At 63.5% G+C, this 14,790-nt stretch carries 11 protein-coding genes; 5 read left to right on the forward strand and 6 right to left on the reverse strand.

From position 1 onward, the window contains the following. Positions 1 to 150 precede the first annotated feature (150 nt). The 4 genes from LB516_RS03130 to LB516_RS03145 form a co-directional block, all read right to left on the reverse strand. Positions 151 to 2,466: a putative bifunctional diguanylate cyclase/phosphodiesterase gene (locus tag LB516_RS03130; protein WP_015314282.1), complete on the reverse strand. Its 2,316-nt coding sequence runs from the start codon at positions 2,464 to 2,466 to the stop codon at positions 151 to 153. Between the two features lie 138 nt (positions 2,467 to 2,604). Further along, complete coding sequence (locus LB516_RS03135) at positions 2,605 to 6,240, reverse strand: indolepyruvate ferredoxin oxidoreductase family protein (RefSeq protein ID WP_263492357.1); 3,636 nt, start codon at positions 6,238 to 6,240, stop codon at positions 2,605 to 2,607. Between the two features lie 67 nt (positions 6,241 to 6,307). Then, the gene (locus tag LB516_RS03140) at positions 6,308 to 6,841 is read right to left on the reverse strand and encodes a hypothetical protein (protein ID WP_224718900.1); all 534 of its coding nucleotides are present in this window, start codon (positions 6,839 to 6,841) and stop codon (positions 6,308 to 6,310) included. Next, complete coding sequence (locus LB516_RS03145) at positions 6,834 to 7,442, reverse strand: CGNR zinc finger domain-containing protein (RefSeq protein ID WP_224718901.1); 609 nt, start codon at positions 7,440 to 7,442, stop codon at positions 6,834 to 6,836. Before LB516_RS03145 ends, LB516_RS03140 begins: the two co-directional genes overlap by 8 nt. 135 nt (positions 7,443 to 7,577) lie before the next feature. On the opposite strand from LB516_RS03145, the gene LB516_RS03150 reads away from it, so the two are divergent. The 4 genes from LB516_RS03150 to LB516_RS03165 all read left to right on the forward strand — a co-directional run bounded on the left by LB516_RS03150 (position 7,578) and on the right by LB516_RS03165 (position 12,077). Beyond that, the gene (locus LB516_RS03150; protein ID WP_224718935.1) at positions 7,578 to 8,483 is read left to right on the forward strand and encodes a branched-chain amino acid ABC transporter permease; all 906 of its coding nucleotides are present in this window, start codon (positions 7,578 to 7,580) and stop codon (positions 8,481 to 8,483) included. 180 nt (positions 8,484 to 8,663) lie between these two features. Next, positions 8,664 to 9,248, forward strand: a complete 585-nt coding sequence (locus LB516_RS03155; protein WP_140821650.1) for a TRAP transporter small permease subunit — start codon at positions 8,664 to 8,666, stop codon at positions 9,246 to 9,248. Continuing rightward, entirely contained in the window at positions 9,248 to 11,035 is a 1,788-nt protein-coding gene (locus LB516_RS03160) for a TRAP transporter large permease subunit (protein WP_140723494.1), read from the forward strand. Before LB516_RS03155 ends, LB516_RS03160 begins: the two co-directional genes overlap by 1 nt. 13 nt (positions 11,036 to 11,048) lie before the next feature. Continuing rightward, a complete protein-coding gene (locus LB516_RS03165; protein WP_224641554.1) occupies positions 11,049 to 12,077 on the forward strand; it encodes a zinc-dependent alcohol dehydrogenase family protein in 1,029 nt (342 codons plus the stop codon). A gap of 104 nt (positions 12,078 to 12,181) precedes the next feature. Here the strand turns inward: LB516_RS03165 and LB516_RS03170 are convergent, their stop codons facing one another. Beyond that, a complete protein-coding gene (locus LB516_RS03170; RefSeq protein ID WP_027142806.1) occupies positions 12,182 to 13,291 on the reverse strand; it encodes a TRAP transporter substrate-binding protein in 1,110 nt (369 codons plus the stop codon). A 245-nt stretch (positions 13,292 to 13,536) separates the two neighbouring features. Here LB516_RS03170 and LB516_RS03175 point away from each other — a divergent pair, with 245 nt between their 5' ends. Then, complete coding sequence (locus LB516_RS03175) at positions 13,537 to 14,328, forward strand: gamma-glutamyl-gamma-aminobutyrate hydrolase family protein (RefSeq protein WP_224718902.1); 792 nt, start codon at positions 13,537 to 13,539, stop codon at positions 14,326 to 14,328. Here the strand turns inward: LB516_RS03175 and LB516_RS03180 are convergent, their stop codons facing one another. Next, complete coding sequence (locus LB516_RS03180; protein WP_224682981.1) at positions 14,329 to 14,733, reverse strand: hypothetical protein; 405 nt, start codon at positions 14,731 to 14,733, stop codon at positions 14,329 to 14,331. Between the last annotated feature and the right edge of the window lie 57 nt (positions 14,734 to 14,790).

A 14,790-nucleotide genomic window follows, 5' to 3' on the forward strand; every position in this document is an offset into this window, starting at 1 on the left:
CAAACCTTTTCGCTTCTTCAAAATCGGCCAAAACTACTGCGCGTCTTGGTTGGATTTGTTCGCCGCCGATAAAAATATTCTGGTTCGCACCAACCGCACGACCCAAGCACGCGCTTTATCAACTTCGATTGGCAGAATTTGCGACGAAAGCTAGCCGACTGTGCGCTTGGCGGCGAGACGCAGATCCGCGGCAAACGGCCAGGTGACGTTCGACATCGTCTCGATGCCCGACGCGCTGAGCGCCGCGCCGAACAGGAAGCCTTGGACAAGATCCGGCTTCACCGAATGCATGAGGACCTTAAGCTGCTCGAATGTTTCCACGCCTTCGATGGTGACGGTGAGCCCCAGGACACGGGTCAGGTCGACGACGCCCTTCAACAGCTCGAGCGAGCGCGGATTGTGGGTGACGTCCATCACGAACGACCGGTCGATCTTGATCTTGTCGAGCGGAAGCTTGTGGAGATAGCTCAGGCTTGAATAGCCGGTGCCGAAATCGTCGAGGGCGATGCGGACGCCAAGCTGCTTCAGTTCCTCGATATACTGGCGGGTCAGGGATTTGTCGTCGAGCAGCGCGGTTTCCGTGACTTCGATCTCCAGGCGGCTAGCATCGAGGCCGGAGTTAGCCAACGCATCGCGCACCTTTTGGATGACGTCGCGGCTGCGGAAATCCCTGGCCGAGAGATTGACCGAGACGCTGGTCTGGTCAGGCCATTTGGCGCATTCGGTGCAAGCTGCATGCAGCACAAAGGTGCTGATCTCGGAAATGATGCCCATCTCCTCGGCCAGCGGAATGAAGATGCCGGGCGAAATCGGTCCGAGATCGGGATGGTCCCAACGGCAGAGCGCCTCGCAGCTGGCGATGCGCATGGTGTTCATCGCCACGATGGGCTGGTAGACGACCCGCAGTTCCCTGCCTTCCACGGCACTGCGAAGATCCGCCTTCATCAGCTGGCGATTGCGGAATGCGGCATCCATCGCCGCCTCGAACAGCCGCCATCCGTTCTTGCCGAGTTCCTTGGCCTTGTAGAGCGCCAGGTCCGCCTTGACGATCATGGCGTCGACATCGGTTCCGCCGACCTTGGACAGTACCGCGCCGGCGCTGGCCTGGATCCGCAACCCGTGGCCCGCCACGTCGACCTCTCCCTGCAGCTCGGCGAAAATCTGGTCGAGCAGGCTCTCCAGATGGCTCTCGTCATCGATGCGGTCGAAGAACAGCATGAACTCGTCGCCACCGAAGCGGCTGACGGTAAGGCCTTGCCCGGCGATGGCCGCCAGCCGGTCGGCCACGGCGTAGATCAGCCCGTCGCCGACGGGATGGCCGAGCGTGTCGTTGACGCTCTTGAAATCGTCGAGGTCGATCACGGCGAGGCCGCACAGGCGATCGCGGTCGCCGGAGGCCATCAGCTCGCCGACCAGTTCATGGAAGTAGGCGCGGTTGGGGAGGCCGGTGAGATTGTCGTAGCGCGCCATGAAGCGGATCTTTTCCTCCGCTTCGACGCGCGCCGTGACATCCTCGAAGGTGATCACGCCGAGTTCCTGGCTGCCTTCGCGCGCGGAGAATTCGTAATGCTGGCCGTTGGCGAGCGAAACAAGAACCTTGCGGTCCCTGCCCTCGCGCAGCGCGCGCGTCAACTGCGCCTCGACGTAGCGGCAGTCCTTCGGCGCCAGCATGCCGCCGGCGACGCCGCGCATCAGAAGCCCGTGGATGGAGCGCCCGAGCAGCGCGTCGGCCGATTTCAGCGACATCAGGTGGGCGGCCTCGGCATTGGCGACCGCGACGCGCCCATCAGGGCCGAGCATGACCAGGCCGTGCGACATGGTGTTGAGCGCGCGGTCGAACTTGCGCGTTATGCTTTTCGCCTGCTTGTGGCCGATGACCGCCGAAAACAGCACATTGCGAACATGGTCGGCGCTGTTGATGGTAATGAACGTCATCGGGAAGATCATCAGACCGAGGACGACGGACGGGGCATCCAAACGCAGCAGGAGCGCTAGCGCCGCCGGACCGATGAAGGTTACAGAAAAAATCCGCACCATGCGCGGAGACCCGTAATTACGGGCGACAACCGTGACCAAGGTCGCCAGGGTCAGCGACATTGCCGCCAGTTCGGCGAATGGGTCGGGATACACATAGATCGACACGAAGCAAAGCGCACCCAATCCGAGGCCCTGCAAGCAGCCCTTGAGGATGTAACTGCGCTCCAATCGGTGTGCGTGTTCGACGTCGGCAATCACGCCGCCCGTCTTCAGGAAGCTGCGAATACCGAAATAACGCAGAAGGCTGATCGGCAGTAGAATAAAAGAAAAGGCCAGAAACAACGGATTTTGCGTGCGCAGATAAATCATGAATCCGAGGATCCAGTAGCACGCGCCACCGATCACCAACATGTGCGCGTTGTCGAACAACGACCGCACAAATTGGATATAGACATCCGCGGGGATGCTTTCGGTCTTTGTTTTGCCCATATGATCGGCCCAACGCTAAGCCTTGTCATGCCACAACCGCCTTAAGAAAGGCTTAGACAGAGGGCTTAAGCTACGGCTTCGGCCGACCCGCCTCGGCAAGAGGAACCTTGCAGCAGGCTTCAGGCATGGGTGGAGAAATCACTCAGCGGCACTGAGAACCGGTACCGGCATGGTTTGGGTCAGTCGCTGGAGCAGTCTGGAGCGCTCGCCCGCCGCCTTTTCGGCGCTTGCCTGCCGGACGTGGCCATAGCCGCGGATCAGCCCCGGGACCGAGACCAGGGCTACCGCGGCCTCGATCTTGCCCGGCGCCAGCGAACTGGCCACGAGCTGTAGATCGGCCTCGTACTGCGCCAGCAATTGCCGCTCCATGCGCCGCTCGGCGGTGTAGCCGAACAGGTCGAAGGCCGTGCCGCGCAGGCCCTTCATCGCGGCCAGCAGGCGAAAGCCTTTCATCATCCACGGGCCGAAGCTCGATTTCCTGGGTTTGCCGTCATTGCCGCGACGTCCCATGATCGGCGGGGCGAGATGGAATTCAAGTTTCTCGTAGCTCTGGAACTGCTTGCCAAGCGCGGCGGCGAAGGAGCCGTCGGTATAAAGCCGCGCAACCTCGTATTCGTCCTTGATCGCCATCAGCTTGAACAGGCTTTTGGCGGCGGCCTCGGTCACGGCGGTCGAACCCGGCACGGCCTTCGTTTCTGACCCTCGCAGCGTCGATATCCTGTCGGCGTAGCGCTTAGCGTAAGCAGCGTTCTGATAGGCCGTGAGGAAGGCGGCACGGCGGGCGATGATATCGTCGAGTGTCTCGGCGGCCGGAGCAGCCTTCCCGGCGATCGTCGGGCCGGGCTGGGCGATGAGGCCGCGCACGAAATCCGGCTGATGCGCGGCGCGGCGGCCCCAGCGGAAAGCAGCGATGTTCATCGCCACCGCTTCGCCATTCAATTCGATGGCCTTTTCGACGGCTTCGGCCGAGAGCGGCAGACCGCCGTACTGGAAGGCAAAGCCGAGCATGAACATGTTGGCGCCGAGCGAATTGCCGAACAGGGCTGTGGCGGTGCGGGTGGCGTCGAAGAAATGCGCCTTGTCGTCACCGGCCGCTGAGCGGATCGCCTTCTTCAGGCGCTCGATCGGCAGCGAGAAATCGGCCGATCGAGCAAATTCTCCCGGCATGATCTCGGCGGTGTTAGCGAGGAAGATTGTATGCCCCTCGCGCACCGCCGTCAGCACCTTCTTGGCGCCTGACACGACCAGATCGCAGCCGAGCACGAGGTCGGCCTTCCCCGCCGAAACGCGGATGGCATTGATGTCTTCCGGTGTGCGGGCGATGCGGACATGGGTGAACACCGAGCCACCCTTCTGGGCCAGGCCGGCCATGTCGATCATGCCGCAACCCTTGTTCTCCAGATGCGCCGCCATGCCGAGCACGGCACCGACGGTGACGACGCCGGTGCCGCCGACGCCGTCGATGATCGCCGCCCAGCCCTCGACGCCGAGCGGGAATTCGGCTGGCATCGGCACGCCTTCAAGCGGGTCGGTCCCGCCGGCCAGGCCCTCGGCCTTGCGGATCTTGGCACCGTGCACGGTGACGAAGGACGGGCAGAAACCGTTGACGCAGGAGAAATCCTTGTTGCAGCTCGACTGGTCGATCTTGCGCTTGCGGCCGAATTCGGTCTCGACCGGCTGGATCGAGACGCAGTTCGATTGCACGCCGCAATCGCCGCAGCCTTCGCAGACCAGTTCGTTGATAAATACCCGCTTGTCGGGATCGGGAAAGGTGCCGCGCTTGCGACGACGGCGCTTTTCGGCGGCGCAGGTCTGGTCGTAGAGCAGGATCGATACGCCCTTGACGTCGCGCAACTCGCGCTGGACGAGGTCGAGGTCGTCGCGGTGGTGGATAGTGGCGCCGGCCGGGAATTCGGCCTTCCCGGCATATTTGTCGGGTTCGTCGGTGACGATGGCGATGCGGTCGACGCCCTCTGCCCGCACCTGCCTGGCAATCATGTCCACCGTCAGCCCGCCCTCATGCGGCTGGCCCCCAGTCATGGCGACGGCGTCGTTGTAGAGGATCTTGTAGGTGATGTTGGCCTCGCTCGAGAGGGCGAAGCGGATCGCCAGCGTGCCGGAATGGTTGTAGGTGCCGTCGCCGAGATTCTGGAAGATGTGGTCGCGCCTGGAGAACGGCGCCTGGCCGACCCATTGCGCCCCCTCGCCGCCCATGGCGGTAAAGCCAACGGTGTTGCGATCCATCCACAGCGCCATGAAGTGACAGCCGATGCCGGCGGCGGCGATCGAGCCGTCCGGCACCTTGGTCGAGGAATTGTGCGGACAGCCCGAACAGAAGAAGGGTGTGCGCGAGCCGATGTCGGTGGCATCGGCCAGCATCGCCTGGAACTGAAGTAGCTTCGCGACCTTGGCCGAAATCTCTTCGGACGGGCCGATGGTCTTGAGGATTCTTTCGCCGAGCGCAATGGCGATCTCGTTGGGGTCGAGCGCCCCCTTGGCCGGAAACAGCCAGTCGCCGCGCTCGTCCTTCTTGCCGACGATGACCGGCTGCGAGGCCGTGCCATAAAGGCTTTCGCGCAGTTGCACCTCGATCAGCGAGCGTTTCTCCTCGACGACGACGATGGTGTCGAGACCGCGCGCGAAGTCGGCGATGTGCTGCAGGTCGAGCGGCCAGGGGCAGCCGACCTTGAACAGCCGCACGCCGATGCGGTTGGCGGCCGCCTCGTCGATGCCGATATCCTCCAGCGCCTGGCGGACATCGAGATAGCTCTTGCCCAGCGTGATGATGCCGAGTTTCGGATTGCGGCCGCCCGAATAGACGAGCCTGTTCAGCCCATTGGCATGGATGAAGGCGGAGGCCGCGGCACGCTTGTGTTCATGCAGCCGTTCTTCCTGGCCGAGCATGTCGATCTCGTGGCGGATGTTGAGGCCGCCCGGCGGCATGTCGAAATCCGGGACGACGATGTTCAACCGTTCGAGCGAGGCGTCGACCGAGGCCGTCGATTCGATGTTGTCCTTGACGCATTTGATCGCCGCCCAGGTGCCGGCGAAGCGCGACATGGCAAAGCCGTACAGGCCGTAGTCGATGATCTCCTGGACACCGGCCGGGTTGAGGATCGGCACCATGGTGTCGACGAAGAGGAATTCCGTGGCGTGCGCATTGGTCGAGGATTCGGCCATGTGGTCGTCACCCATGAGCGCAAGGACGCCGCCATGTCTGGACGAGCCGGCGAGATTGGCGTGGCGGAACACGTCGCCCGAACGATCGACGCCCGGCCCCTTGCCGTACCAGACCGAAAAGACGCCATCATGGGTGCCCTCGCCCGCCAGTTCCGTCTGCTGCGAGCCCCAGCAGGCGGTGGCGGCCAGCTCTTCGTTGAGGCCGGGCTGGAAAACGATGTCGGCCCCGGCGAGCTGCTTTTTCGCCTTCCACAGCTGCATGTCGAGGCCACCGAGCGGCGAGCCGCGATAGCCAGAGACGAAGCCTGCCGTGTTCAGGCCGGCGCGGCGGTCGCGCTCGCGCTGCATCAGGAGCATGCGAATGACCGCCTGCGCGCCGGACAGGAAGATGCGCTCCTTTCCAAGATCGAACTTGTCGTCGAGCGCGACATCATGCAGCGTCATCAGGCATTTCCTCTGCGAAGGCGGCGCGGGGCAGCAGCCAACGTCGGGATCGGATGACGCATCCTTTCTCCCCTTGCAAGACAGGTCAAACAAAATCGAAAGGACCGGCCAACGCGCGACAAACTGTTCGGCGGGCGCTGGACCACGCATCAAACGGTGCGTCACCAAGCGCGATGGCACACGAAAATTCAGCGGAAATCGAGGCCGTCGGAAGGTGTCAGCCGGCTTTCGAGCAGTCCGGCTTCGGCTCGCCCGGCAGCTTGCCGTCGGGATGGCCGGCGAGGTCGGGGTTGGCCGTGTAGAGCTGGTCGATGACCAGCGGCCGATCGGGCAGGATGGACTGGTCTTCCGTCGACATCAGCGTGGTGTCGATCTCCTGCAGGACCGCGCCATCGGCGCCCTTGATGCTGATGGCGATGGCATAGGGCTTGTTCCTGACGACGCAGGTCAGCGCCGGGCTTTCCAGGCTCACCTTATCGAGCTTCGGCCAGATCTTCTGCTCGACCACGAAGGGATCGCCACCGGCGGGGTTCTGGAAACTGGCAACCGCCACCTGACCCCCGCCCATCGGCCGCAAGGGTCTCAGCGTCACGACATAGGTCGCCCTGGCGAGGCGGTAGTTGAAGACGAATATCTTGCCGGAAACTTCGAACAGCTTGCCTCCACCGCCAGTATCCCGGCAAGCGGCAAGCGTCATCGCCGCAATCAGCGCCGCGCCAACAAGCGTCGAGCGGGAAAGAATTCTAGGCATTCCCGACCTCATTGGCCGCCATGCGGCGGCGATAGTGACGGCTTGCCTTCTGCCTGTTGCCGCACACCGCCATGTCGCACCAAAGGCGGCTGGAATTGCGGCTTCTGTCGACGAACAGCCAGGTGCAATTGGGACAGATCCTGAGCCTCGCGACGGTGTCGTCACGCAGCAGGGAAAGCGCCGAAACCGCCAGTGCCGCCTCGAAGGCGATCGGCGTCGCCGGATCGCCGAACGGCCGTCCCTGCGCCCCGATCTCGGTCCCGCTGGCGGCCAGGCCGTCGGCGCAGGACCGCAGGAATTCGGGCAAATCGGCGGTGGCGACCGCGCCTTTCGACACCGCGCCTCGAAACAGCTTATCGGTCGTCTCGCGGATCGACAGCACGACAGGCGCGATTGCCGCCGGCGAGGACACCGCCAGCCGCCTGTCGCCAAGCTCGGCGGCGCGAAAGCCGCTGGCCGCGTCGGCGAAGCGGGCGATTTCGGCCGGATCGTCGAAGCGGTCGAACGTGCGCTCCGGATCGCCGCGCAGCACGACGGTGTTCGCCGTGTCGAGCGCGAGCAGACCGCCGGTGAAGCGGTGAGGAGTCCAGGCAACTGTCATTCCGAAAATCTAACCTATAAATCGCGTTTGACAAGTTAGATCGACGATGCAAACCTCGGATGCGCAGGGTACCGTCGCCTTTGTCCGCGCTTGTCTATTCCCTCTTGGGCGGGATGCTTTCTGGTGTTGTCGAGCATGCTTTACTTCTTCCAGCAAGTGCTGAACGGGCTGCATTCGGGTGCGCTCTATGCGTTGCTCGCCTTCGGCTACGTGCTGACCAACGGCATTCTGCACCGCACCAACCTTGCCTATGGGGCGCTGTTTGCCTTTTGCGGCCAGGCGATGATCCTGAGTGTCGCCTTCGGCTACCAGGTGCTGTGGCTGACGCTGCTGGCTTCGGTGCTGTTCGGCGTCCTCACGGCGTTCCTCTATGCGGCGCTCATCAGCCACGTCCTGTCGCGCAGCGTTTTCGAGCCGTTGGCCGACCGCTCGCCCAACGCCATCGTGGTGACGACACTCGGCATCCTGCTCGTCCTGTCGGAAGCAAGCCGCATCGCCGCCGACACGCATGATCTGTGGCTGCCGCCGATGCTGGCCGAGCCCATCGTTTTCGCCGAACGCCCAGGATTCAAGGCGACGCTGACACTGATCCAGGTGCTCGACTGCGCCGTGGTCGTGGCGGCGGTCGCCCTCGCCACCTGGGTATTTGCCCGCTCAAACTTCGGCCGGTGCTGGCGCGCCGTCTCCGACGACCCCAGGGCCGCCGCGCTGTGCGGCGTCGACGTGCGCGGCGTGTTCCGGCGTGCCGTGCTGTTCGGCGGCTTCTGCGCCGCGCTGGCCGGGATCATGGCCAGCCTCTACTATGGCAATGTCAGCTTCGGTTCCGGCCTTGTCTACGGCCTGAAGATCCTGTTCGTGACGGCGGTCGGCGGTTATCTCTCGCCGCCAAAGGCGGCGCTGGGCGCGGCCGCTTTCGGCATGGCCGAATCACTGTGGGCCGGCTATTTCCCGGTCGAATGGCGCGACGCCTGGATGTATCTGTTCCTGGTTGCCATGCTGATCCTGATCGGCGCCGGTCGCGACACCGGCAAGGTCGTCTGATCCCGCCAGACTTTGGTTGCATGACGTTTCGTCAGGGCGCGGTTTTCCACCGTGCCGGGAGCGCCGATGGCCTGCATCCGTCCTCCCCTTGTTGACCAACCGGACCACGCACTGCATACGGTTGGGCCAGGCGGCGCGACGAAAGGGGCGATCGCGCGTCACCGCATCAGGGAGGAATGCATGGCAGGGCTTCTCGCTCTATCCAGAACGATCGATCGTATAAACGAGTTCATCGGCAAATCGGTATCCTGGCTGATCCTGCTGGCGATCCTGGTGAGTGCGGCCAACGCGGTCATTCGCAAGGTGTTCGACACCTCGTCCAACGCCTGGCTGGAGCTGCAATGGTACCTGTTCGGAGCCGCCTTCATGCTGGCCGCCGCCTACACGCTGAAACAGAACGAGCATATCCGCATCGATATCGTCTACGGCCTGTTTTCACGCCGCGTGCAGCACTGGATCGACCTCTTCGGCCACGTCTTTTTCCTGATGCCGTTCGTGACGCTGATGGTGTTCTATTTCGTGCCCTACGTGTCGCTGTCGTTTCACAGCGGCGAGATGTCGACCAACGCCGGCGGCCTGATCGTGTGGCCGGCCAAGGCGATCCTGCTGGTCGGCTTTTTCCTGCTCGCGCTGCAGGGCATTTCCGAGATCATCAAGAAGATCGCCATCATGCGCGGCGTCATTGAGGATCCCAACCCATTCATTTCCGTGCACGAACAGGCTGAACTCGAAGCCAAGGCGCTCGCCGAAGAGGTGCGTTCGTGATGGAGTTCATCGCCCAGAACATGGCGCCGATCATGTTCGCCTCGCTGATCCTGTTCATGCTGATCGGCTATCCCGTCGCCTTTTCGCTCGCCGCCAACGGCTTGATGTTCTTCTTCATCGGCGTGCTTCTGACGCCCTATTCGGGCGGCGCGATCAATCTCGCATGGCCGCTGCTCTATGCGCTGCCGGACAATTTCTACGGCAGCCGGGTGATGTCGAACGACACGCTGCTCGCGATCCCGTTCTTCACCTTCATGGGCATCGTGCTCGAACGATCGGGCATGGCGGAAGACCTGCTCGACACGATCGGCCAGTTGTTCGGGCCCGTCCGCGGAGGCCTCGCCTACGCGGTGATCTTCGTCGGCGCACTGTTGGCCGCGACCACAGGCGTGGTGGCGGCGTCCGTCATCGCCATGGGACTGATCTCGCTGCCGATCATGCTGCGCTATGGTTATGACCGCCGGGTGGCATCCGGTGTCATCGCTGCCTCGGGCACCCTCGCCCAGATCATTCCGCCGTCGCTGGTGCTGATCGTTCTCGCCGACCAGCTCGGCCGCTCTGTCGGCGACATGTATGCCGGCGCCCTGATCCCCGGCCTGGTGCTGACCGGCCTATACACGCTCTACATCGTGATCATGTCGATCGTCCGGCCAAAGTCGATGCCTGCCCTGCCGCTTGAGGCGCGGACGCTCGGCCATGGCGTGGTGTCGTTGCTGATCGCGTTGATAGCGGCCATTGCGATCGCCTATGCGGCCTACCGTTACCTGGTGCCCGCTCATGGCGACAACGCCGATATTCTCGGCGCGACGGTCGGCGTCATCTTCATCTACATCGTCGCGATCCTCGACCGCAGCCTGAACATCAACATGATGTCGCGGCTGGCGCAGCAGGTCGTGATCGTGCTGATCCCGCCGCTGGCGCTGATCTTCCTGGTGCTGGGCACCATCTTTCTCGGCATCGCCACCCCAACCGAGGGCGGCGCGATGGGCGCGGTCGGTGCGCTGGCGATGGCGGCAATGAAGGGCCGGCTGTCGATGGACGTGATCAAGCAGGCGCTGGCCTCGACGACGCGGCTGTCGTCCTTCGTGCTGTTCATCCTGATAGGCGCGCGGGTGTTCTCGCTGACCTTCTACGGCGTCAACGGCCAGATCTGGGTCGAGCATCTCTTGACCTCGCTGCCGGGCGGCGAAGTCGGCTTCCTGATCGGCGTCAACATGCTCGTCTTCTTCCTCGCCTTCTTCCTCGATTTCTTCGAACTGGCCTTCATCATCGTGCCGCTGCTGGCGCCGGCGGCCGACAAGCTCGGCATCGACCTGATCTGGTTCGGCGTGCTCCTGGGCGTCAACATGCAGACCAGCTTCATGCATCCACCATTCGGCTTCGCGCTGTTCTACCTGCGCTCTGTCGCCGCCCGCGTGCCCTATCTCGATCGCCTGACCGGCAAGCAGATCGCGCCTGTGACAACGGGCCAGATCTATTGGGGCGCGGTGCCATTCGTCTGCATCCAGGTGATCATGATCGGCTTGACCATCGCCTTCCCGCAAATGGTGATGCGCTACAAGGGCACGGCCGTCGATTCCGGCACGATCGACTACACGGTGCCCGGGGTGCCCAGCCTGTCGCCGCTCGGCGCGCCGGACGGTGGCGGCGCGCCTGCCAATGGCGGCGCCGCACCGACGGCGCCCGGCACGCCCGATCTGTCGCAGCCCCCGAATTTCGGCGATGCGCCGCCGGCCAAGCCGGCTGCACCCGCGCCGGACCTGTCGCAACCGCCGAGCTTCAATTGATGGAAACGATGCCATGAAAGCCGTGCGGTTGGAGGCAGTGGGCAGCATCTCGTTGCGCGAGATCGCCAAACCGGTCCCGGGCCCGGACGACCTCCTGGTGCGGATCGAAGCCTGCGGTGTCTGCGGCACCGACCGGCATCTTTTCCACGGCGAGTTCCCCTGCAGGCCGCCAGTGACACCCGGGCACGAATTCTCCGGCATCGTCGAGGCAACCGGCACCGCCGTCTCCGGCTTTGCCGTCGGCGACCGCGTCACCGGCGACCCCAACATCGCCTGCGGGCGCTGCGGCCATTGCCATGCCGGCCGCGTCAATTTGTGCGGCAATCTCACCGCCATCGGCATCCACCGCGACGGCGGCTTTGCCGACTATGTGGTGATGCCGCAGAAACAGGCCTTTGTCCTTCCCGCCGATCTGAAGCCAACTCATGGTGCTTTCTGCGAGCCGCTCGGCTGCTGCCTGCACGGCGTCGACCTTGCCGAGATCAAGCCAGGCAGCTCGGTGGTCGTGCTCGGCGGCGGCGTCATCGGCCTGCTCACCGTGCAACTGGCGCGGCTGGCCGGGGCCACCACCATCATCCTGTCGACACGGCAAGCGTCGCGGCGCGCGCTTGCCAGCGAACTCGGTGCGACGGCGACGGTCGATCCCGCCGCCACCGATGTGATCGAGGCCATCGCCGGTCCGGCCGGACTGATGCCCGGTGGCGCCGACGTGGTGTTCGAATGCGCCGGTGTGCGCGAGACCGTCGAGCAGTCGATGCGGCTGGCAAGGGCGGGCGGCACCGTCGTCATCGTCGGCGTGACGCCGCAAGGCATGAAGGTGGAATTCGAGCCTTTCGACCTGTTGTTCCGCGAACTCAAGGTAGTGGGCTCATTCCTCAATCCCTACACGCATCGCCGCGCCGCCGAGCTTATCGCGTCGGGCGTGATCGAGATCGATCAGTTGATCTCCAGGCAAGTCACGCTCGAAGAGGCGCCAGGGGTGATCGCCAATCCGCCGGCTCCGGGTGAAGTGAAGGTGCTGGTGGTACCAGCTATGGGCTGAGGTTCAGGCTTCGCGGCATTTGGCGATTGCCGTCGCCGTCGAGCAAAGAAAAGCCCCGGGGAACAAAAATGCCCCGAGGCTTTCGAAAAGCAAAGTACGATCGCCTACAGCTTGCCGTTGCGCTGCTGGACCATCATGAAGGTGTCGTAATTGTATTCGGCCACCTGCGCCCAGAGATAGTGCTCCTTGCGGAAGCCCTTGATCGATTCCCAGATCTTCTTGAACGGCGCGTTCGAGGCTTCCATTTCGGCGTAGACTTCGTTGGCCTTCTCGAAGCAGGCGGCCATGATCTCCTGGCTGAATGGGCGCAGTTTGGCGCCGCCGGCCACCAGCCGCTTCACCGCCGGGGGGTTCACATAGTCATATTTCTGCAGCATGTTGGCGTCCGCGGCCTGGGCGCACGTGCGCAGCAGCGACTTGTAGGTCGGCGAAAGCTCGTCGTATTTCGCCTTGTTGAACATCAGGTGGACGGTCGGGCCGCCTTCCCACCAGCCGGGATAGTAATAATAGGGCGCGACCTTGTAGAAGCCGAGCTTCTCGTCGTCATAGGGGCCGACCCATTCGGCGGCGTCGATGGTGCCTTTTTCCAGCGCCGGGTAGATGTCGCCGCCGGCGATCTGCTGCGGCACCACGCCGAGCTTCTGCACCACTTTGCCGGCAAAGCCGCCAATGCGCATCTTGAGGCCGGAGAGGTCGGCGACGGTGTTGATCTCCTTGCGGAACCAGCCGCCCATCTGCACGCCGGTGTTGCCGCCCGGCAGGCCGAACAGACCTTGCGTGGCGAGAAACTCATTGAACAGGTCGATGCCGCCGCCATGGTAGTGCCATGCATTCATGCCGCGCGCGTTGAGCGAAAAGGGCACCGCCGCACCCAGCGCCCATGTCGGGTCCTTGCCCCAGTAATAATATGCCACCGTGTGGCAGGCCTCGACCGTGCCGGCCGTGGTGGCATCGGCGGCCTGCAGGCCGGGAACAAGCTCGCCGGCGGCAAAGACCTGGATCTGGAAATTGCCGTCGGTGGCTTCCGACAGCATCTTGGAGAACACTTCGGCCCCGCCATAGATGGTGTCGAGCGACTTCGGGAAGGACGACGCCAATCGCCATGTCACCTTGGGGTTGGACTGGGCGATTGCCGGTGCGGCGAGCGTGGCCGCCGCCGCGGCTGCGCCGACGCCGGTGACGCCGGCCTTGCGGATAAATGAACGACGATCCATGCAGTTCCTCCCTTTTGGACCAACAAACCGACGTTCGGGAAATCCTCGGCTCCCGCATCGGTTCGCTCGAAACAATACACGGGCAAGGAGTCGAGTCCAGCACGCCGGCCGGATTTGATGGCGAAGCCATGCGACCCTGCAACTATAGTCTAACAGGCGGTTTCGTGGCCCATGCGACACGCTGAGACTTGGCTGGAAAAATGGCCGGGGATCGCTTATTTTAAAGGCAGGATATCCCTTGCCAGATGGAAGACAGACCCAAAATGCAGCAGCCGCTCGTCGCCATATCGACCGACGTCCGTCAGTTCGACAACTACACCTGGCATGCCGCCCCTCACCAATATCTGGAAGCAGCAATCGTAGGTGCCGGCGTTTTCCCACTGCTCGTGCCATCGTTCGGCGACCGGCTGGACTTCGACGAACTTCTGTCGTCGGTCGACGGCGTCATGCTGACGGGCTCGAAATCCAACGTCGACCCCTCGCTCTATGGCGGCGATGCCAGCGAAGCGAACGGCCCCTATGACACCGCGCGCGACGCCACGACGCTGCCGCTGATCCGCAAGGCGATCGAGCGCGGCGTGCCGCTGCTTGCCATCTGCCGCGGCATCCAGGAATTGAACGTGGCGCTCGGCGGCACACTGGGCACCGAGATCCAGGAGCGCGAGGGGTCGCTGGACCACCGTGCGGCGGTGAGCGACAAACAGGATGAGCGCTTCGCTATTCACCAGACCATTTCGATCAAGGCAGGCAGTTGCCTGGCCGGCGTGTTCGGCGCCGGCGACATCAAGGTCAATTCCTTGCATCGCCAGGCGATTGACCGGCTGGGATCGAAGCTCGAGATCGAGGCTGTCGCCACCGACGGCACGGTCGAAGCGGTTTCGGTCAAGGGTGCCCGCGCCTTCGCCGTCGGCGTCCAGTGGCATCCCGAATACTGGGTCAAGTCGGACAGCAATTCCGCCAAGATTTTTCGCGCTTTCGGCGATGCGGTGCGCCTGCATGCCGCCGCGAAAGCCGGCGCGCGGGCGGCGGCGGAGTAGTCAGTTTCCAGGTTTCAGGCCACCGTCTGATGCCAGCGACAGCAACGGCAGGGCCGGCGCGTAGGATTCGTAGCCATCGCCATCAGCCACGGCAAAGGTGACGATCGGATCGATGCCGTTGGCGCTGAAGGCAACGGTTCCGTCGTTTTGCTCGCGCCAGAATTTAGCCCGCTCGAGGCCCGGCAGGAGCCGTCGGCAATTCGGCGCCACCGTCAGCAGCGACAGGCCATCCGAGACCGAGGCGCCGCGCGTGACCGCGCATGCGCCTTCGTCGCCATTGGCAATCAGTCTGTAGGCATTGGAAGGCGTGGCCTCATTGGCAATGCTTTCCCCGCTGCCGTCATGAAACAGCTGAACGCCGCCAAACAGCGCGGCTGCACCGATCAATGCGAAAAGCGTTTTCATCATTCCTCATCCAGCACACAGGATGAAGAATGATTTCAAAGGGTTAAGCGGACGTTA

This window comes from Mesorhizobium sp. CO1-1-7 (assembly GCF_020164885.1).
Taxonomy (GTDB): Bacteria; Pseudomonadota; Alphaproteobacteria; order Rhizobiales; family Rhizobiaceae; genus Mesorhizobium; species Mesorhizobium australicum.

What these genes read in the sequence shown, in the direction of transcription:
- LB516_RS03180 (WP_224682981.1), bottom strand. Translation starts at nt 14,733, where the DNA reads ATGAAAACGCTTTTCGCATTGATCGGTGCAGCCGCGCTGTTTGGCGGC.
- LB516_RS03130 (WP_015314282.1), bottom strand. Translation starts at nt 2,466, where the DNA reads ATGGGCAAAACAAAGACCGAAAGCATCCCCGCGGATGTCTATATCCAA.
- LB516_RS03160 (WP_140723494.1), top strand. Translation starts at nt 9,248, where the DNA reads ATGGAGTTCATCGCCCAGAACATGGCGCCGATCATGTTCGCCTCGCTG.
- LB516_RS03135 (WP_263492357.1), bottom strand. Translation starts at nt 6,240, where the DNA reads ATGCGTGGTCCAGCGCCCGCCGAACAGTTTGTCGCGCGTTGGCCGGTC.
- LB516_RS03140 (WP_224718900.1), bottom strand. Translation starts at nt 6,841, where the DNA reads ATGCCTAGAATTCTTTCCCGCTCGACGCTTGTTGGCGCGGCGCTGATT.
- LB516_RS03170 (WP_027142806.1), bottom strand. Translation starts at nt 13,291, where the DNA reads ATGGATCGTCGTTCATTTATCCGCAAGGCCGGCGTCACCGGCGTCGGC.
- LB516_RS03155 (WP_140821650.1), top strand. Translation starts at nt 8,664, where the DNA reads ATGGCAGGGCTTCTCGCTCTATCCAGAACGATCGATCGTATAAACGAG.
- LB516_RS03165 (WP_224641554.1), top strand. Translation starts at nt 11,049, where the DNA reads ATGAAAGCCGTGCGGTTGGAGGCAGTGGGCAGCATCTCGTTGCGCGAG.
- LB516_RS03145 (WP_224718901.1), bottom strand. Translation starts at nt 7,442, where the DNA reads ATGACAGTTGCCTGGACTCCTCACCGCTTCACCGGCGGTCTGCTCGCG.
- LB516_RS03150 (WP_224718935.1), top strand. Translation starts at nt 7,578, where the DNA reads ATGCTTTACTTCTTCCAGCAAGTGCTGAACGGGCTGCATTCGGGTGCG.
- LB516_RS03175 (WP_224718902.1), top strand. Translation starts at nt 13,537, where the DNA reads ATGGAAGACAGACCCAAAATGCAGCAGCCGCTCGTCGCCATATCGACC.